This is a genomic window from Neobacillus phoenicis (assembly GCF_047302305.1).
Lineage (GTDB): Bacteria > Bacillota > Bacilli > Bacillales > Cytobacillaceae > Neobacillus.
On sequence record NZ_CP154847.1, the window covers coordinates 1,329,793 to 1,348,946 of the forward strand.

Below are 19,154 nucleotides of genomic sequence, written 5' to 3' on the forward strand. Positions count from 1 at the left end.
TTAAAGTAACAACAATTAAAGAGTATTTGCCAACAGATACAAGTTCTACACTTAATGGAAAAACAAAAACTATTGTAATCGGTGGGGAAGGTGTTATTAGTAATCAAGTATTTACTAAAATGCCTGGTGCACAACGAATTGCTGGTGAAAATCGCTATGCAACTGGAGCAAATCTGATTAATACATTAAATTTAAGTACGGAAAATGTTTTTATTGACAACGGCAGAGGGGTTGCAGATGCGTTAACTGGCAAGTTTTAGCTGCAAAAGAAGATGCATCTTTATTGTTGGTTGAAAAGAACTTTGTTCCCAATGAAATGTTAGAAGTAATTGCTAAGAATGGTGTGAATCATGTGACTATTTTAGGTGGAGAAGCAGCAGTAAGCCAATCTGTGTCTCAAACCCTTGTAACATTACCATCTAATTAGTAAATATACTTTTTACAATAAGAGCTTAATGATTATAAATAAAAAGCAAAACCCTCTCCCTAAAATGAGAGGTTTTGCTTTTTTTAATTAATAGTTGGTCTTCCAATTGAATAGTATTGGATTCCGTACTTTTGGGCTTCTTCAAGTTTAAAGCAATTTCGACCGTCAAATATGATAGGAACGGTCATTTTTTCTTTAATATCCTGTAATTTTATGTTTTTGATTTCATCCCATTCGGTTAAGATAAAACCCACTTCAGAACCATGTAGAGCTTCTTCAGAAGAAACCGCATAACTAATTTTGTCGCCGAAGAGTTTTTCTACTTTTGGCATTGCAATCGGATCATAAACGGTTACCGATGCACCATCAAGCAGCAAATTCTGTATTAATTGTAAGGAAGCGGCCTCACGGATATCATCCGTGTTGGGTTTAAAGGTTAGCCCTAGTACGGTAGCTTTTTTCCCAGCTAAAGAACCGAAATGTTCCTTTGCTTTATAGAAAAGAAGCTCTTTTTGCATGCGATTGACATCAATCACAGATTGTAAAATTTTAAAATCATAATCAAATTCTTTAGCCAAATGGTTCAGTGCATGGATATCTTTTGGAAAACAGGAGCCTCCAAAGCCTATCCCAGCTTTAAGGAAATTGATTCCAATTCTTTTATCCAGTCCTACACCTGTAGAGACATGGTCGATGTTAGCACCAATTCTTTCACAAAGATTTGCAATTTCGTTAATAAAACTAATTTTTAAAGCGAGAAAGGAATTAGATGCATATTTTATCATTTCTGCACTACGAATATCGGTTTGAACAAAGGGCAGATGAAACGGAGTATAAATTTCTTCAATTTTTTTAGCTGCTTCACTAGAGTTTGACCCGATAACAATTCGATCGCCATGAAAGGTATCGTGTATGGCAGTACCTTCTCGTAAGAATTCAGGATTAGAGACCATATCAATTTGAATGTGGGGTGAGACACGCTCTTGTATTAATCTACCAATGCGTTCATTTGTTCCAACTGGTACGGTACTTTTTATGACGACAATAGTATCTTCATTTATATATTCAGCAATTTGGATTGCTGCTTCTTCAAGGAAACTTAAATTCGCAGAACCATCTTTATTGGCAGGAGTTCCAACCGCGATAAAAATACAATTTGCATTGGAATATGCTTCCTCAGCACTAGAGGAAAATGTTAAACGGCCATGGTCTATATTTCGTTGAATAAGTTCATCTAAACCAGGCTCATAAATAGGTGATATGCCTTGATTTAATAAGGAGATTTTTTCTTCATCAATATCATAGCAAATGATTTGATGCCCTACTTCTGATAGGCAGGCACCTGTAACAAGACCAACATATCCTGTTCCAGTAATGGTTATATTCATGTTAATCCCTTCTTTATGTCAGTAGTAAGATCTATAGCAACTTTATTATTATAGCTTAAATAAATAAGGTTATATATTATTTTTTTAATATAAGATACAAACATTGAAAAAAGAAATAGATTTATTTTTCTTCATGTATAAATATTGGTATAATGACTTTATGTGATTTTAGAGGTAATCCCACAATGCATCTAATTGCAGTTGTAAACAGATAAAAGGATATATAAGGTGTTGAAAAAATGGATAGTAAAAAAATTCTTGTAATAACAAATATGTATCCTAGTAAAGATCATAAAAGTTTTGGTATTTTTGTAAAGAATCAGGTCGATGCTATTAAAAAGAGAAATTTTCAAGTTGATGTTATAGCCATTACTAATCCAAAGAGTGGAAAAGTAAGTGTAATAACCAAATACATAATTTGGATTTTGAAGGCGCTTTTGATTTTATTGATAAAAGGTAGTAAATATCAAGTTGTTCATGCTCATTATGTTTTTCCAAGTGGATACTTAGGACTCTTATTTAAAAAGCTATTTAAATCCAAGTTGGTAGTGACCGCCCATGGTGGTGATATTGACAAAATGGCCAATAAAAATAAATGGCTTTTTCAAAAAACTAAAACAATATTGGACCAAGCAGATCATGTTATCGCTGTAGGTGAAGCACTATATCATGAAATAGTGACGAACTTCTCAGTCAGTAAAGAGCAAATATCAATAATCAATATGGGTGTAAACCGTCAATTATTCAAGCCTATAGAAAAGCAGCTTGCTAAGGAAAATTGTGGACTAGAGAAAGAAGCTACGAATTTGCTTTTTGTTGGTAATATAATTGAACAAAAAGGGTTAATAGAATTGGTTGAAGCGATGGCACTTGTTTCTGAACAAGAAGGAGATGTACAGCTCTATTTAATCGGTGACGAGAAAGATCCAACATTCAAACAGAAATTGGAATTGAAAATAATAGAAAGTCAATTACAAAATAAAATAAACCTACTCGGAGTAAAGGAGCAATCAGAAATATCTACATGGATGTGTGCTGCTGATTGTTTAGTGTTGCCATCTCATATTGAAGGATTTGGGCTAGTTGCATTAGAAGCCATGGCATGTGGAACTCCGGTTATCGGGACAAATATTGGAGGGCTAAAGACTTTGTTGGCGAATGGTTCAGGGGTAGTAGTACCTGTGAAAAATTCAAAAGAGCTGTCAAAAGCAATTTTAAATGTCCTTTCAGCAAAAGATAAAAGAAATAGTATAATAAAAAATGGATTGAAAAAAGCAGAGGAAAACGACCAGGAACTCATACTTAATCGGGTAATGGAAGTCTATTTTCCTACTGGAGGGTAGGATATATGAACGGAAGATCGATAAATAGAAAAAAAGTATTATTTATATCTTCATTAGGTGGACACTTGACACAACTACTACAGTTAAAGTCACTTTTTGTTGAGTATGATTACCATATTGTTACAGAAAAATCTATTATCACAGAAGATTTAAGTAAGCAATACCAAATGTCCTTTTTGGCATATGGTGCAAGAAACTACTTATTTAAATATATTTTTAAATTCAGTTATAATATTTTTAAATCTTTATACTATTTTTTAAGGGAAAAGCCAGATGTTGTTGTAACAACAGGTGCGCATACAGCAGTGCCAACATGTTACATCGCTAAGTTATTTGGAAAAAAAGTGATATTTATTGAGAGTTTTGCAAAAACGTCAACTCCAACATTATCAGGGAAACTTGTTTATCCAATAGCTGATTTATTCATTGTCCAATGGGAGGAAATGTTAAAACATTATCCAAAGGCTGTTTATGGAGGGTCAATCTATTGATATTAGTAGTTTTAGGAACACATGAACTTCCCTTTGATCGCTTGTTGAAGAAAATAGACAAGCAAATTTTGCTGGGCAATATAAATGAGGAAGTTCTTGTTCAGGCAGGTCATACAAAATATTATTCGAAAAATATGCAAATTTTTGATTTTACTACCTATGAACATATGGCAGATCTTTATAGGAAAGCGAATTTTATCATTACCCATGGCGGTACAGGTTCGATTACAATGGGTATGAAAATGGGAAAAAAGGTCATAGCTGTCCCGAGATTAATTAAATATGGTGAGCATAATGATGACCATCAGCTTGAAATTGTGAAGCAGTTCCAGGAAACAGGACATATACTTTATTGGAGCGAACCGATGAGTTTATCAGAAGTTCTGCGTCTAGTTAAAAGTTTCAATCCCGTTAAGTTTGAGAGTGGTAACAAGAAAATTATATCTCTTATTAAGCAATTTATTGATGGAGCATAGTAAGATGAAATCTCTGCATAGAAGAAAGGAACCGCTTATTCAATAAAAGCAGAATTACTTATGCCCGCGTGTAAGACGGTGAGAGGAATTACGAGGATGAATAAATTTGAAAAAATATTATTAACGATTTTTCTTATAGAACTTTTTGTAGGTGGTGGAGGAAGATTAATCGACTTTGGCGTTATTTCCATACGCCAAGTCTTATTTATTTTATTAATCTTAACCTATATCTATCGTGTAATAAAAGAAAAGGCTTATACCAATAAAGCTATTAATACTTTTTTTCGCAGGGATCCGGTTACGGTTGGAATATATCTTCTAATTGGCTGGTTTTTCGTTAGTGCTGTAATTGGATACTGTAATGGAAACACTCCATCCATTATTTTAATGGATTTTTTTAGGGTGTCCTTTTTTGCAGCTTATTTCCCATTAGCCTATTACGTTTCTGAGGAGAGGTATTCTAAACAAAGAATTATTACATTACTAAAATATTGTGCTTTTTTTGTTGCTGTCTTTACTATGCTTTTAGCACTTTTGGGAAAGACCATGTATAGTTCGAATTTTGAATTATATAAACAGTTTTGGAAACATCTAATGAATGACGACTTGCTATTTAGACGGAGTCATAGTGTATTCTATAAAAGTCATTTCTATGTATTTATTGGATTGGTCTTATCTTTAAATGCTGTGTTATCAAAAAAGTTTTTAAAAATTGATCTTCTTAATATCCCTCTTTGTTTTATCTCTATTTTTTGGTCAGATACAAGAGGTTTTTTTATCGCGCTAATGGTAAGTATTCTTATGATCGTCATTATAGATGTAAAGTTAATAATTACCCCTGTAAAAGGGATGGCTGAAAAAATTAAAACAATGAGTAAAAATTCACAATTACTAATAAAGTCAGCTGTTTTATTAATGATCACATTCTCCGTTCCTTATTTGTATCAATATTTAACGTTAGAACGATTTGAACAAAGCACAGAAGCGCATAATCACATAAAAAATGGAGCAGTGAATGATACAAGTGTTGGTGCTAGGGTAGAGTTTTTGATAGCATCGAAGGAAAAATTATTAAGTAATCCTGTTCATTTTATTTTCGGCGAGGGATATGGAACATCAATTGCTGGTAGAGTTGAAGGAATTGAAATGAGCTTTCTGGATATTTGGGTAGAGCAGGGAGCGATTGGTTTAGGGATGTGGGTATTTCTGTGCCTACTTGTTATATACAATTACAATAGTGGACATAAGAATGGAATGGAGATAACGACAGAAGACGTCTCGTTAGTAGGAGCATTTGTTGGGGTAGTACTATTAACCAATATTAATCCGTTTATTAATAATCCAATAGGTATCAGTTTTTTCTTGTTGATATTGATATTTTCTAAACAAATTAAGAATAAGCAAAGATGGAACCCCATTTGAATTCAAATGGGGTCTTTATTGCGCTTTTGCAGCGCTTCGCTCTAAAGGGTAAGTCCATTGCATGCCGTTGTGGCGGAAAGGAATGTTTATATATCTGTGAGAGGCGCATGAAATTCTTTCAAATGCCTCCTCTATTTGGCTATTTATAAAGGTGTTAGGTCGAGAAAAATAATGTAATTGACTAATAAGATGTTATTAGCCCTAACGAATAGGAGGTTCTTTGCATATATAGTCCTTAAAGGAGAGGATATGTATGAAAATAATTCAACGCTTGATACCTGCATCTAATAAAGATACGCGCCCGGGAATAAAAATGGTTCCTAAATACATTACCATCCATGAAACTGATAATACAAGTCTAGGGGCAGATGCAGAAGCGCATGCAAGGTTACAGGAAAGAGGGAATGACCGTAAAGCATCTTGGCACCTTCAAATTGATGATCAAGAAGCAATACAGTCGGTTCCTTTTGATGAAGTAGCATGGGCAGCAGGTGATGGGCGAAATGGTTCAGGGAATAAAAAGTCTATACACATTGAGATTTGTGTGAATTCTGACGGAGATTATCGTAAAGCAGTTGAAAATACAGTAGATGTAACGAAGCAGCTTATGGTCCAATTTAATATTCCTATTTCAAATGTCGTTCAACACAATTATTGGACGGGGAAAAACTGTCCTAGGTATCTTAGGAATGGGGAAATGGGTGTTAACTGGAAGGACTTTATTAATTTGTTAAATAGTAAAGGTGGACTGACTACTCAACCACAGAGTCCGCTTGCTGAACCAGTTTTTGTTGACAGTAACACAATTATACAACGTGTCCGAGCTCTTGTAAGGACAGATATTCGAAAAGCACCTACTCATCACTCGGAATTTGTTCGGGACGCAATACCAGGAGAGGAATTTAACGTTTTTGCACGTGAAGGAGATTGGCATAATGTGGGGCGAGATAATTGGATTGATGGAAATGGTGGAAAGAACCTTTATTGGATTGATAATCCTGCACTAAAAGGCAAAGAATAGAAAAATCCTAGACAGAGCGGTAAGAAGTAATTATAACGATACCCTTCTCAACTTGAGAAGGGAGAATACATAAAATTATTGAAGACAATCTGTCATTCTACTATTTCAAATTTCAAAGCGGAATAAAAATCTTTGTTTACACTCATATTCCTGATAGAATAATAGTCAAAGGAAAATAGGAGGTGAGCAATATTAATATTCTGAAAAAAAAGATAATACCATTAATTTTTTGTTTTGGGATAATAAGTACAATTAGTATGTTTGTACCATCCACTACAAAAGCGGCTACCCTTTTGAATGCACCGCTTATTTATCAATTACCGGAATTAAAGAATGGTTGTGAGGTTACTAGTTTAGCTATGCTCCTTCAATATAGAGGCATTAATGTAAGTAAAATGACACTTGCAAACCAAGTAAAAAAGGATCCTACACCATATCACAAAGTTGGAAGCACGATTTACTGGGGAAATCCGAATACCGGATTTGTTGGTGATATTACTGGTAATTCAATCGGCTATTCTGTATACCATGGTCCGGTTTATCAGCTGGCTAGTCAATATACCAATATGATTGATTTAACAGGAAACTCATTCGATGTCATATCGAAACAACTAGACAGCGGTAACCCTGTATGGGTAATTACAACAAGTACATTTGATACTGTTCCTAGCAGTCAGTGGCAAACCCTACAAACTCCAACCGGTCCTATTTCAATGACTTTTCATGAACATAGTGTTCTTCTTACGGGATATGATAATAACTATGTTTATTTTAATGATCCTCTTGCAAATATAAAAAATCGGAGAGTTTCCCGTACTGCCTTTATTAGAGGCTGGGAGCAATTTGGTAAACAGGCAATGACATATGGATCAGCCATTGGAATGATAGATTCCCCTGTTTCAGGTTTAAAAGTAAATGATAATATTAACATTTCTGGTTGGTTTTTAGATGACGGTGGCGTTTCAAAAATAGAAGTGTTGGTAGATGGAAAAGTGACAGGCCAGGCGATTTATGGGGATGCCAGACCCGATGTACAAAATGCCTATCCTAATTATTATAATGGAAATGCAGGCTATCATTATTTGCTTGATATAACTCAGCTTTCTGGTGGTATTCATTCAATAACGGTAAGAGAAACTGGGAAAAGCGGTTATGTTACGACATTACCTGAAAGGACAATAACCGTTTCACCTGTCAGAGGTATTTTAGATAGCCCTACTTCTGATAGTCATTTAAAAGGTATACATAACGTATCAGGTTGGTTCTTAGATGAAAATGGCGTTTCAAAAATAGATGTGCTAGTAGATGGAAAATTAGCAGGGCAGGCGACTTATGGGGATGTACGACCAGACGTCCAAAGAGCATACCCAGAATATAATAATGGGAATGCAGGCTTTCATTACTCTTTAGATACAACCAATTTTAGCGATGGGCCCCATACTGTTACTGTAAGAGAAACATCTACGAGTGGCCGAGTAACGACTTTGGCTGAAAAACCTGTAACGATTTCAAATGTCAAAGGGTATTTAGATAATCCAGCCGATAACAGTAACATAAAAGGAAGCACTAACGTATCCGGGTGGTTCCTGGATGAAAGTGGAGTAGCAAAAATAGAAATTCTAGTGGATGACAGAGTAGCTGGTCAGGCTGTCTATGGAGATGCCAGAACGGATGTGAGAAAGGTTTTTCCGGAGTATAACAACGGAAATTCGGGATATCACTATTCATTTGATTCGTCAAGATTTAATGATGGACCCCATACTATTACGGTAAGAGAAACAGGAACAAATGGCAAGGTAACTACTTTACCGGAAAGAAATGTTACGTTTTCAAATGTTAAAGGATATATGGATAACCCCACACCAAGCAGCAAGTTAACAGGAATCACTAACGTCTCAGGCTGGTTTTTAGACACGAGCGGAGTGTCGAAGATCGAAATTCTAGTGGATGGGGCAGTAGTAGGTCAAGCTGTCTATGGGGATGCAAGATTAGATGTAAAATCCGCCTTTCCAGAGTATAACAATGTAAAATCCGGCTATCATTACCCATTGGATACGACACGGTTTAGTGAAGGAATTCATACCGTTACAGTGAGGGAAACTGGTGAAAACGGATTTGTAACTACATTATTAGAAAATAAAGTAACATTCACAAATACTGTAAAAAGTTATCTGGAAAATCCGACTTCAGACACCAAGTTAAAAGGAATTACTAACGTATCGGGTTGGTTCTTGGATCCAAGTGGTGTGTCAAAAATTGAAGTGCTCATCGACGGTGAAATTGCAGGACAGGCTTTCTATGGAGATGAGAGGGTAGATGTAAAAAATGTATTTCCTGAGTATAACAATGGGAATGCTGGTTTTCATTTTGCATTAGATACAACAAGATATATTCAAGGAATTCATACCTTAACAGTAAGGGAAACTGGGAAAAATGGTCAAATTAAGCTCATGCCAGAAATAACAGTAACGTTTTTCTAAAATAAATTAAAAGAGGAAAAGCTGGAGGTCAATCAGCTTTTCTTTTTTATATCTATTGAGAATGTCATAAGTTTGAAATGAGTGGTTATACTAGACCGGGTATAGTATAAAAGTTTATTTCTACAATCCTAAATTAATCTATGCTATAATACGTTGTATTTATATTAATAAAAATGCGGTTATGGACCATTGAAATGAGCAAGACCCTAATTAGGAAATGCTCTTTATTAAATACAAATTTTTTACAGATTTATATGGAGAGAAACTAAATGAATCCTAAAATTAGTATTATAGTTCCTGTTTATAATGTTGAATCTTACATTCATGCTTGTATAGATAGTATATTGGACCAGTCCTTTACAGACTTTGAACTAATATTAGTGGATGATGGTTCAAGTGACCGAAGTGGTTTTATTTGTGATGATTTTTCCGAGAAAGATAACAGAATCATTGTTATTCACAAAGAAAACGGAGGTCAGTCTTCTGCAAGAAATAGAGGAATAGATGCGGCCAAGGGAGATTATATTGGCTTTATTGATAGTGATGATTGGATACACAGAGATATGTACAAAATTTTGTATTCGTATGCTATTGAAAAAGATGCTGAAATTACTGCATGTAACTTAATGCAGTATGATAAAAACTCTGAAAGTCATTTATATAGTAATAATACGACAAATCAATTATTTGACAAAACTTCCGCAATGCACGAGCTTTATTTAAATGAAAGACTAACATTTAGTCCATGTAATAAATTATATAAAAAGGAAATTATCCAAGGTCTGCGATTTAAAGAAGGGTATATACTTGAAGACATGGACTTTGCTTATAAAATCATTCACCAAGCTAACAAAATATATTATACAGGACAGGCTTTATATAATTATCGTTTTAATGAAAAAAGCACGATGCGTAAAGCTTTTTCTAAAAAGCGTCTAGATGAATTTGAGGTAAGAAGGGATATGTATCTGTTCTATCTTAATAATTATCCTGATATAGCTAATGAATTATACGCAGAATGGTTTTTAACAGGGGTAATGTTATATATTAATATTGAAAAGTACTTTTTTAATGAAAAGAATCAATTTAAATATTTACTTGATTTGGATCGACAAAAAATAAGGACATTACTAACTAAAAAAAGTTATAATCAGAAGAAAAAAATTCTATTATCTATAGCGGTTATTTCTCCCCAAATCCTAGTAATGTTTTACCGCCTATACTGGGATAAAGTAAAGGGTGAATTATAATTATTAACCTCTACTAGTATTACTTTGGAGTTGAAAAAATGATAGGTTTTATAATTTTAAATTACAATACATGGGAAATGACTATACGTTGTGTAGAATCTATTTCTGAAACATGTAAAAAAAATCATACTATTTATATTGTGGATAATGGGTCATTAAATGACTCTTATCATCAGCTTAAGAAACGATATCGTGACCATAAAAATGTCGTGTTGATTCAATCTGAAAATTTAGGCTATGCGAAGGGAAATAATATAGGTATTAGACAGGCTATTAAGGATGGTCATGACATCATTACCATTGCTAATAATGATGTCATATTTCTAGATGAGAGTATTGAGCATATGCATAACTATCTTGAAAAACATGAAAATGTAGCGGTTGTATCTCCTTATATCTTGTCACCTGAAGGTGAGTTGCAAAACTTACCTTCTTTAAAGCCATTAGAAACATTGGATTATCTATTATTTAATACTAAGCTAAGCAAATTTGCCTCCCATAGTAAAAAAGAGCAATACAATGATAAATATTATTTATCAGCTGACTCTATAAAAGGTGACCCTATACCCATTTATAAATTTTCAGGTTGTTGTTTTATGGCAAGAAGTGAAATGCTATCGAAACTAGGCTTATTCGATGAACATACTTTTTTATATTATGAAGAGGATATTCTTTGTCATAAAATGTATAGATCAGGCTATAAAGCTTACTTTTTACCAGAATCTAAAATTGTACATCATCATGGACTGACCACGGGGAAAGACAACCTGTTTGTTGATACAGAAATGTTAAAAAGTGAGATTTATTTCTTGGCAAGAATATATCAATTAAATCTTTTCTGGCTGCTTTTCATCTATGCTGATCGCGCCATCACTCCAATAATGAAAAAAATTAAGAAACGATATAGGCTCACGTTTACAGAGTATTTAGTTTTTTTAAGAAAAACATGGTCGCATTTTGTTAAGTACTCAAAATATAGAAACAGCAAAAAATATAGTGAAAAAAATTGATATTACTAAGTAATAATGAGGGATGAGTGTTGAATAATAAGGCATTTACTTTTATAAAAAACTTTTCATACACCCTGTCATCGAATCTAATTTCAATACTAATCTCGACAGTATTAATACTTATTGTACCAAAGTGGATAGGCGTAGAAGATTATGGTTACTGGCAATTGTACCTCTTTTATTCATCTTATGTGGGTTTCTTGCATTTTGGCTGGAATGATGGTATCTATCTTAGATATGGTGGTAAGGATTATAATGATTTAAATAAAGAATTATTTTTCTCACAGTTCTGGATGTTAATTGTCTTTCAGGTATTGATAGGATTTGTTATCATTGGTGTTTCAGCCACTCTTAGTTTAGATGTTAATAAGTTATTTATTCTTCAAATGACTGCATTATGTATGTTACTTGTTAATGGAAGGCTGATGCTTATTTTTATCCTCCAGGCTACAAATAGGATTAAAGAGTATGCGCATATTACATTAATGGAAAGAATCCTTTACTGTTGCTTAATATTGCTATTCCTATTAGTAGGTATTAGGCAATATAAGGTGTTGATCTTTGCTGATATTATTGGAAAACTAGTAACATTAGTGTACGCAACATACTGTTGTCGGGAGATAGTATTCAATAAGGTGTCCTCTTTCTATTTCAATTTGAGAGAAACGGTTAAGAATGTTAGTGTAGGTATTAAGTTGATGTTTGCTAATGTTGCCAGTATGCTAATAATCGGGATTGTTCGATTTGGAATAGAACGTAATTGGAATGTATCAACATTTGGTAAGGTATCATTAGTCATGAGTATTTCTAGCCTAATGATGGTATTTATCGATGCTGTCGGTATAGTCATGTTTCCGGTTTTACGACGAACGAATCAGGATAAACTTCCAATGCTGTATACCACTATGAGAACATTTTTAATGGTACCTTTGCTAGGATTACTAATTGTGTATTACCCTATGAAGGTAATCTTGACTGTTTGGTTACCACAGTATTCTGAGAGTTTATTATATATGGCACTACTATTTCCAATGTGTGTATATGAAGGTAAAATGGCATTGTTAATTAATACCTATTTAAAAACGTTACGAAAAGAAAAGTTAATGCTTACTTTCAATTTAGCATCCGTAGTATTAAGTGCCATCCTTACAATCTTGTTCACCATAATGTTTAAGAGTCTGCCATTAGCAATTGTATCTATTGTTATCCTTTTAGCCTTCCGGTGTGTACTAGCAGAAATCTTTTTATCAAAGATCATTAATGTAACAGTGAATAAAGATATTATACTTGAACTTATACTTACAATTATTTTTATACTTTCAGGTTGGTTTATATCATCACTGTTAGGTGTAGGGCTTTATCTAGCTGCTTATGGATTGTATTTACTTATCCAGAAAAAAGACATACAAGCAACGGTTATTACTGTTAAACAGTTAGTGAGAGGGTAATAAAAAAGACGACTTTACCATTATGTTAAGGTTTTAATGGTAAAGTCGTCTTTTCAATGTAGGATTAGTATTTTATTTAACAATGATATAGACACCAAGTAGGATTACACATGTTCCAATCCAGCGTGATAAAGGGATTACTTCTTTAAAAATTAAAAAACCTACAAATAAAGAAATAATATAAGCTAAACTTTGCAGTGGGTAAAGATAACTTATTGGAAATTTAGATAATAAATACATCCAAATTATAGTTGCGATGATATATAAAGCAAATCCAAGTAGAATAAGAGGAGAAAAAACGATTTGAAAAAATTTTGATATTAATGATCCGTGTAACTCCAATTTTTCTAAACCCATTTTCCAAGCGGTTTGCCCAAAAACCAAGCATAATATATTCAGAAATATCAATAAAAATTTCATATTTTTTTCCTTTCGTGAAATTGCTGCTTTATTCCTTCAACTTCATTTTTTAGTATACCTACATCTTGTGCTAGTTGGCTTGTCTTACTAGATAACTTAGAAATTGTTAAAGTTAAAGAAAAAATTAGAAAAAACTGAAATACAAATGATAGTAGGAAAACTGCATTAACGGGCTCTTTAATACTTAAGAATTTTGCAGTATATACTCCAATTCCTGAGAATGCTGCTAGTAGCACATTTACAATACAGAAAAAAAGCCAAAGTAATGAGTACTTTAGTTCTAAATTATACTTTCGTATCATATTGACTATCAAAATAAAGGTACAAAGGGAAGCTATAAACAAAATAATTTGAAGTCTTGCAGTTATCATGGATTTCTCCTTTTGATGAATCGAAAAGTTTATTTTAGGTTAAACCGATTTTTCTTAGATTATCAATAATAATAGCTGTGGATACTTTTATCATATAATATACTGACTTAAATGCATTTATACTCGACTCTCCACCAACTCTTTCGTTCATTACAACGGGAATTTCCTCAATCTGGTAATTATTTCTTAGTAAATAAACAATAGATTCTGGCTCAGGATAATCTATTGGGTAACGATTACTAAAAAGTTCAATTACTTTTTTATTTGCTGCCCTAAATCCGGATGTAGGGTCTGTAATTTTTTTCTTTTGTAGAAGCTTTATTAATAAACTGAAGTAATTGATTCCAAGCCTTCTAAAAAACGATGATTGGAAGCCTTTGTGTTCTAAATATCTTGATCCGATTACAAGGTCTGCTTCTCCCGCAATAATTGGTTTAATAAGCTCCTTGATATACGAGGGATTATGTTGTCCATCACCATCAACTTGAATCGCGATATCATAACCGTTTAATAAAGCGTATTTATAACCAGTTTGTACCGCACCACCGATTCCTAAATTTGTTGGTAAATCTATAACCTTTAAACCAAAATCTCTACACACAATAGAGGTTTTATCTTTTGAGCAGTCATTTATAACAAGGATATCAACATTATTAATATTTTTAAATGATTCTACAACGTGTTTAATTCCTTGCTCTTCATTATAAGCAGGAACTATTACTAATACTTTCACAAATTATACCTCCTATAACGTAGAACCTAATCTAAATTCCCATTGAGCCAATTTACAACAATTTTCCCGAAAATAGGGCAAAATATGCACATGTTAGTATAGCATAAAATGCAAATAAAATCATCGGAAATAAAATAATATGATGAATAGACTTATTTTTATATATGGAATATGAATATAGCTATCAATTGTCGAACTAGGTTGACTTGGATGTCGATATTTGATTTTATTATTAGTATGGTTTTATTATATTTGACATAAAAAAGGAGAAACAAAATGAAACTTAATACTATGCTAAAGGGTATTGAAGAAAAATTGAAAATTCATTACCTGTTTCTAATAATAGCAATTCCTTTTGGTATCTATTGGTCCATTCTTCTGCCCCAATTCCAAGCTCCTGATGAAGCTGTTCATATATATCGCGCTTACGAAATATCAGAAGGACACTTTTTAAGCAAGCATGTAGATGGGAAAACAGGTGATTTTCTCCCTACCTCCATCCTTGAATTTGTAGAGACTTCCGGTCTTGGTGAATTACCGTTTAATTACCATTTGAAGGTTCAATCTGAAAAGATTAATGCAGCAAAAGAAATAAAATTGTCAAATGAAAGGAGTTTTTACTCTTTTCCATCAAGTGCTATTTATAGTCCGCTTCCATATTTACCGCAAGCTCTTGGAATGTTTATCGGACGTATTTTGGACCTTCCAATCTATTACATACTATTAGTTTCTAGATGGTGTAATTTATTAGCATATGTCGTTTTAAGTTTTTATGCTATTAAATTGATACCAAGGTTAAAAAGATTTTTATTTATACTTGCTCTTATGCCTATGACAGTTCATCAAGTATCTTCATTAAGTGCAGATGCTTCTACCTTTGGGTTTGCATTCTTGTTATCGGCTTATATATTTCGTTTAATCTTTTCATCGGAAAGTCAAAAAATCAGAAGGAAAGATGTAGCCATATTATTATGTTTGACAGTTGCTTTAACACTTTGTAAATCTGCTTATTTTACATATTTCCTTCTAGTCTTTTTAATACCAGTAAGTAAGTTTTTAAACAAAAAACAATATTGGGTTTACAATAGTTTGGTTTCAATAGCAAATCCATTGATTTTATTTATTTGGATGCAGTTATGTAAGAATACTGAAATGGCAACAGATCCGGTAAGTCAATTAAAAACAATTTTATTACATCCGCTTAGTTTCTTGAAAAAGGTAATTGGTACTTTTATTTACGATGATGCAATTTATTTGCAATTTTTTGGGGTTTTTGGTTGGCTTGATACGCCCATTCCTTATATTATTAGCTATTTACTAATTGTCTTTTTAACTATTGCATTTACATCAGAGGAGCGTTTGGAAAGCGAGAATAAAGAAACCTATATTCGTGGAACCATTCTTTTTCTATTTTTCCTGATTCAAGCTGCAATTGTTGTAACTATGTTATATTTAGGATTCCCTCAAACTAATCCGAAAATGGTTATTGGTGTACAGGGGCGCTATTTCATTCCTATATTTTTAATTCTTGCATTTGGTATGTATGTACTTTATCCATTACTAAAAAAGAGATATACCGTCTATTTCATAGTGGTGGTAATTTCATTAGCTATTTCGTCCTATTTTATGTACATTCGATTCTACATTTAGCATTCGTTTAACTTATTAACTCCTTATGATTAGTTATTGGGTGAGAGTTACCCAAGTATGAACATAAGGAGTTTTTCTGTTTCAAAAGACCTATTAGGATGAATATGTCACAATATCTCAGGATGAAATGTCGATAAATGTAAAAAAAATATTGTTTCGTTCTACTAATCATATTATTATTAAATAGAATAATTGTTTAAAAGTGGGGTGGAAGACATAAATTACAAGACAACAAAATATTTGATATGTGCATCTTTTTTGTCAATTCCTTTACTATTTGGTAGTAGCAAGGTATGGGGAGAAGGAACTACGCTTCCTCCTAAAGGGTATATTGATGCCCCAACATATGGAGCTACTCTTAAAGGGCAAAGCGAGGTAACTGGTTGGTTTTTAGATGGAAACGGAGTTTCAAAAATTGAAGTATTGGTAGATGGAAAGAGCATGGGGCTAGCGGATTATGGTATTGCTAGAACCGATGTGCAAAAGGCCTTTCCAGATTATCAAAATGGAAAATCAGGTTATCATTTCTCCTTGAATACTAAAAATCTAACCAATGGTCAACATTCTTTATCAGTTCGAGAGACTGGGAATAATAACGCTACAAATAATTTAAATAGCATAATAAATGTTGCAAATTCTATATTATCACCAAAAGGTTATATAGAATCCCCTGCCCCAGGTTCTAAAATTAATGGACTGACAAATATAGAAGGTTGGTTTTTAGATGGAAGCGGTGTTTCCAAGATTGAGATATTGGTAGATGGAAAAATCGTAGGAGATGCACAGTATGGTACTGCTCGTCCTGATGTAGCAAAGGCCTTTCCAGACTATCAGGAGGCTAATTCCGGATATCGATATAGTCTTGATACAAGGAATTTAACAAATGGTCAGCATTCGTTAACTGTTAGAGGAACGGGCAAAAATGGGGTATTAACTGTACTTGGCAGCCAAATGGTGGATATTCAAAATATATCTGCAAAAGGATATATGGAAACACCAACTGCAGGTTCTACAATTAGTGGACTAAGTAAGGTACAAGGTTGGTTTTTGGATGAAAGCGGCGTATCCAAGATTGAGATATTGGTAGATGGGAAAAGCGTAGGAGCTGCAGAGTATGGAATTGCACGCCCGGATGTAGCAAAGGCCTATCCTTTATATCAAAATGCTAATTCAGGATATCAATATAATCTTGATACTACTAGTTTAACCAACGGCCAGCATACAGTAACTGTAAAAGAGACAGGAAATAACGGAACGACAACAGTACTTAGTAATACAGTTGTGAACATCCAAAATATTCCATCTGTAGGATACCTCGAAACACCATCAGTAGGTTCCACCATTGGCGGAATAAGTAAAGTACAAGGCTGGTTTTTAGATAAAAGTGGTGTATCCAAGATTGAGATATTGGTAGATGGAAAAAGCGTAGGAGCTGCAGAGTATGGAATTGCACGCCCGGATGTAGCAAAGGCCTATCCTTTATATCAAAATGCTAATTCAGGATATCAATATAATCTTGATACTACTAGTTTAACCAACGGCCAGCATACAATAACAGTAAAAGAGACAGGAAATAATGGAGTCACTAGAATATTAAATAATCATTTAATAAATGTTCAAAATGTAAGTGCGAGAGGATCTATTGATTTACCAACGGGTGGTTCCACAATTAGTGGGGTAAGTAATTTACAAGGTTGGTTTTTGGATCTTAGTGGTGTATCCAAGATTGAAATATTGGTAGATGGGAAAAGTATGGGAGTCGCAGAGTATGGGTTTGCACGCCCGGATGTAGCAAAAGCGTATCCTATATATCAAAATGCTAATTCAGGATATAAATATGCGCTTGATACAAGAAAACTAACTAACGGTCAACACTCGCTAATAGTCCGAGAAACAGGAAATAATGGAGTAACTACAGAAATTGGTATTCAGAATGTAAAGGTTCAAAACCTACCAACAAAGGGTTCTATAGATACACCAGCCAATGCTTCTTCCGTGAAAGGTAACATATCTGTAAGTGGTTGGATTTTAGATGTTGGTGGTGTCTCAAAGGTCGAAGTTTTAGTTGATGGTAATATCTTAGGAGAAGCACAGTATGGAAGTGCCCGTCCTGACGTTGCACAAATTTTCTCAGAATACCAAAATGCAAACTCAGGCTACCAATTTACTTTTAATAGTTTACAGTTTACTGATGGACAACATACATTATCAATAAGAGAAACTGGAGCGAATGGGTCAACTTATATGCTTAACAACGTTATATATATATATAACGGAAATCCATATCTCCAGGTTGATCTAAGAAAACCATCCAATATAACAGCACAAGAAATTGTAGATTTCTTTAATAAAAAGCGTCCTGACAGTCCGTTAAAGGATTATGCTCAGAGTTTTATTGATGCTCAGAATAAATACGGTGTTAATGCACAGTATCTAGTCGCGCATGCTATTTGGGAAACAGGTTGGGGAGGATCTAACCTAAAGACGTATAAGCATAATTTATACGGTTACAGCGCCTATGATTCTTGTCCATTTACCTGCGGATATTATTTTCCTACAGGTGGAGACAGCATCAATTTTGAAGGGTATATCGTAAGAAGGGATTACCTAAATGAAAATGGAGCCTATTATAATGGTCCGACTCTAAAAGGTATGAATGTAAGATATGCAAGTGATCCTAATTGGGCTAACGGAATAGCTAACCTAATGTTGTCTATGAAACCATTTGACGCAGCAAGCTATATCCAATCGAATGTGTTACCTAGCTCACCTGTAGTCGCTCCTTCTTTTGGTAGAAATATACCTGCTGGTCAATCATATCCAACAAGTGTGATGATCGTGATGGATACGAATGCAACAGTTAATACAAATGGATTATCATTTAGAGCAATACCATATGTTCAGGCAGCGACATTAGTCAAAACGATTCCGTCTGGGACGGTTGTAAAAGTTCTTGGTTACAATACAGATGTTATATATGTACCAGGAGATACTTCGAAGTATCCATACGATAACAGATGGTATAGAGTTTTGGTTGATGGTCAAGAAGGTTGGGTATATGGAGGAGGAATCACTTTTAATTAATAGATTTGATTTTTCCGATAGAAAAACTGTAATTCAAAGGGGTTGACTCATTTATATGAGCTATCTCTTTTTTTTATTATGCTATTAATCTATCTTAATAGTTCCTCACAATAAAGTACCTACAGAATTTTATAGGGGCA

General features: G+C 33.6%; 17 protein-coding genes. 13 read left to right on the forward strand and 4 right to left on the reverse strand.

Annotated features, from left to right (window positions below):
* Positions 1-26 precede the first annotated feature (26 nt).
* Positions 27-260, forward strand: coding sequence for a hypothetical protein (locus AA0X95_RS06860; RefSeq protein WP_413307010.1), 234 nt, complete (start codon positions 27-29; stop codon positions 258-260).
* A gap of 23 nt (positions 261-283) precedes the next feature.
* Positions 284-427: a hypothetical protein gene (locus tag AA0X95_RS06865; RefSeq protein WP_413307013.1), complete on the forward strand. Its 144-nt coding sequence runs from the start codon at positions 284-286 to the stop codon at positions 425-427.
* A gap of 83 nt (positions 428-510) precedes the next feature.
* Here AA0X95_RS06865 and AA0X95_RS06870 read toward each other — a convergent pair whose 3' ends face one another.
* Positions 511-1,815, reverse strand: coding sequence for a UDP-glucose dehydrogenase family protein (locus AA0X95_RS06870; RefSeq protein ID WP_413307015.1), 1,305 nt, complete (start codon positions 1,813-1,815; stop codon positions 511-513).
* 239 nt (positions 1,816-2,054) lie between these two features.
* Between AA0X95_RS06870 and AA0X95_RS06875 the strand changes: the two genes are divergently transcribed.
* The 9 genes from AA0X95_RS06875 to AA0X95_RS06915 all read left to right on the forward strand — a co-directional run bounded on the left by AA0X95_RS06875 (position 2,055) and on the right by AA0X95_RS06915 (position 12,756).
* Positions 2,055-3,158, forward strand: coding sequence for a glycosyltransferase (locus AA0X95_RS06875; protein WP_413307017.1), 1,104 nt, complete (start codon positions 2,055-2,057; stop codon positions 3,156-3,158).
* A 5-nt stretch (positions 3,159-3,163) separates the two neighbouring features.
* The gene (pssD, locus tag AA0X95_RS06880; protein ID WP_413307020.1) at positions 3,164-3,649 is read left to right on the forward strand and encodes a PssD/Cps14F family polysaccharide biosynthesis glycosyltransferase; all 486 of its coding nucleotides are present in this window, start codon (positions 3,164-3,166) and stop codon (positions 3,647-3,649) included.
* Complete coding sequence (gene pssE, locus AA0X95_RS06885) at positions 3,646-4,125, forward strand: PssE/Cps14G family polysaccharide biosynthesis glycosyltransferase (RefSeq protein WP_413307023.1); 480 nt, start codon at positions 3,646-3,648, stop codon at positions 4,123-4,125. The genes pssD and pssE overlap by 4 nt, the downstream gene beginning before the upstream one ends.
* A gap of 96 nt (positions 4,126-4,221) precedes the next feature.
* Entirely contained in the window at positions 4,222-5,547 is a 1,326-nt protein-coding gene (locus tag AA0X95_RS06890; RefSeq protein ID WP_413307025.1) for a hypothetical protein, read from the forward strand.
* 253 nt (positions 5,548-5,800) lie between these two features.
* A complete protein-coding gene (locus AA0X95_RS06895) occupies positions 5,801-6,568 on the forward strand; it encodes an N-acetylmuramoyl-L-alanine amidase family protein (RefSeq protein WP_413307027.1) in 768 nt (255 codons plus the stop codon).
* Between the two features lie 182 nt (positions 6,569-6,750).
* A complete protein-coding gene (locus tag AA0X95_RS06900; RefSeq protein WP_413307030.1) occupies positions 6,751-9,048 on the forward strand; it encodes an Ig-like domain-containing protein in 2,298 nt (765 codons plus the stop codon).
* Between the two features lie 269 nt (positions 9,049-9,317).
* Positions 9,318-10,298 carry a glycosyltransferase family 2 protein gene (locus AA0X95_RS06905; protein ID WP_413307033.1) on the forward strand — a complete coding sequence of 327 codons (981 nt, stop codon included), beginning with the start codon at positions 9,318-9,320 and terminating at the stop codon, positions 10,296-10,298.
* Positions 10,299-10,336: 38 nt separating this feature from the next.
* Positions 10,337-11,308, forward strand: coding sequence for a glycosyltransferase family 2 protein (locus AA0X95_RS06910; protein ID WP_413307036.1), 972 nt, complete (start codon positions 10,337-10,339; stop codon positions 11,306-11,308).
* Between the two features lie 26 nt (positions 11,309-11,334).
* Complete coding sequence (locus AA0X95_RS06915; RefSeq protein WP_413307039.1) at positions 11,335-12,756, forward strand: lipopolysaccharide biosynthesis protein; 1,422 nt, start codon at positions 11,335-11,337, stop codon at positions 12,754-12,756.
* A 72-nt stretch (positions 12,757-12,828) separates the two neighbouring features.
* Here the strand turns inward: AA0X95_RS06915 and AA0X95_RS06920 are convergent, their stop codons facing one another.
* Genes AA0X95_RS06920 through AA0X95_RS06930 form a run of 3 tightly spaced genes read right to left on the reverse strand, consistent with a single transcriptional unit; the run spans position 12,829 to position 14,280 of the window.
* The gene (locus AA0X95_RS06920; RefSeq protein ID WP_413307041.1) at positions 12,829-13,176 is read right to left on the reverse strand and encodes an EamA family transporter; all 348 of its coding nucleotides are present in this window, start codon (positions 13,174-13,176) and stop codon (positions 12,829-12,831) included.
* Positions 13,173-13,547, reverse strand: a complete 375-nt coding sequence (locus AA0X95_RS06925; protein WP_413307044.1) for a DUF2304 domain-containing protein — start codon at positions 13,545-13,547, stop codon at positions 13,173-13,175. The genes AA0X95_RS06920 and AA0X95_RS06925 overlap by 4 nt, the downstream gene beginning before the upstream one ends.
* 34 nt (positions 13,548-13,581) lie before the next feature.
* Positions 13,582-14,280 carry a glycosyltransferase family 2 protein gene (locus AA0X95_RS06930; protein WP_413307047.1) on the reverse strand — a complete coding sequence of 233 codons (699 nt, stop codon included), beginning with the start codon at positions 14,278-14,280 and terminating at the stop codon, positions 13,582-13,584.
* Between the two features lie 276 nt (positions 14,281-14,556).
* Between AA0X95_RS06930 and AA0X95_RS06935 the strand changes: the two genes are divergently transcribed.
* Both AA0X95_RS06935 and AA0X95_RS06940 read left to right on the forward strand, forming a co-directional pair.
* Positions 14,557-15,930, forward strand: coding sequence for a DUF2142 domain-containing protein (locus AA0X95_RS06935; protein WP_413307050.1), 1,374 nt, complete (start codon positions 14,557-14,559; stop codon positions 15,928-15,930).
* A gap of 258 nt (positions 15,931-16,188) precedes the next feature.
* Positions 16,189-19,014, forward strand: a complete 2,826-nt coding sequence (locus tag AA0X95_RS06940) for an Ig-like domain-containing protein (RefSeq protein ID WP_413307053.1) — start codon at positions 16,189-16,191, stop codon at positions 19,012-19,014.
* Positions 19,015-19,154: the final 140 nt, after the last annotated feature.

Excerpts from the sequence above, each read along its gene's own strand:
- AA0X95_RS06910 (WP_413307036.1), top strand. The coding sequence starts at position 10,337 with ATGATAGGTTTTATAATTTTAAATTACAATACATGGGAAATGACTATA.
- AA0X95_RS06925 (WP_413307044.1), bottom strand. The coding sequence starts at position 13,547 with ATGATAACTGCAAGACTTCAAATTATTTTGTTTATAGCTTCCCTTTGT.
- AA0X95_RS06905 (WP_413307033.1), top strand. The coding sequence starts at position 9,318 with ATGAATCCTAAAATTAGTATTATAGTTCCTGTTTATAATGTTGAATCT.
- AA0X95_RS06875 (WP_413307017.1), top strand. The coding sequence starts at position 2,055 with ATGGATAGTAAAAAAATTCTTGTAATAACAAATATGTATCCTAGTAAA.
- AA0X95_RS06920 (WP_413307041.1), bottom strand. The coding sequence starts at position 13,176 with ATGAAATTTTTATTGATATTTCTGAATATATTATGCTTGGTTTTTGGG.
- AA0X95_RS06935 (WP_413307050.1), top strand. The coding sequence starts at position 14,557 with ATGAAACTTAATACTATGCTAAAGGGTATTGAAGAAAAATTGAAAATT.
- pssD (WP_413307020.1), top strand. The coding sequence starts at position 3,164 with ATGAACGGAAGATCGATAAATAGAAAAAAAGTATTATTTATATCTTCA.
- AA0X95_RS06895 (WP_413307027.1), top strand. The coding sequence starts at position 5,801 with ATGAAAATAATTCAACGCTTGATACCTGCATCTAATAAAGATACGCGC.
- AA0X95_RS06890 (WP_413307025.1), top strand. The coding sequence starts at position 4,222 with ATGAATAAATTTGAAAAAATATTATTAACGATTTTTCTTATAGAACTT.
- AA0X95_RS06870 (WP_413307015.1), bottom strand. The coding sequence starts at position 1,815 with ATGAATATAACCATTACTGGAACAGGATATGTTGGTCTTGTTACAGGT.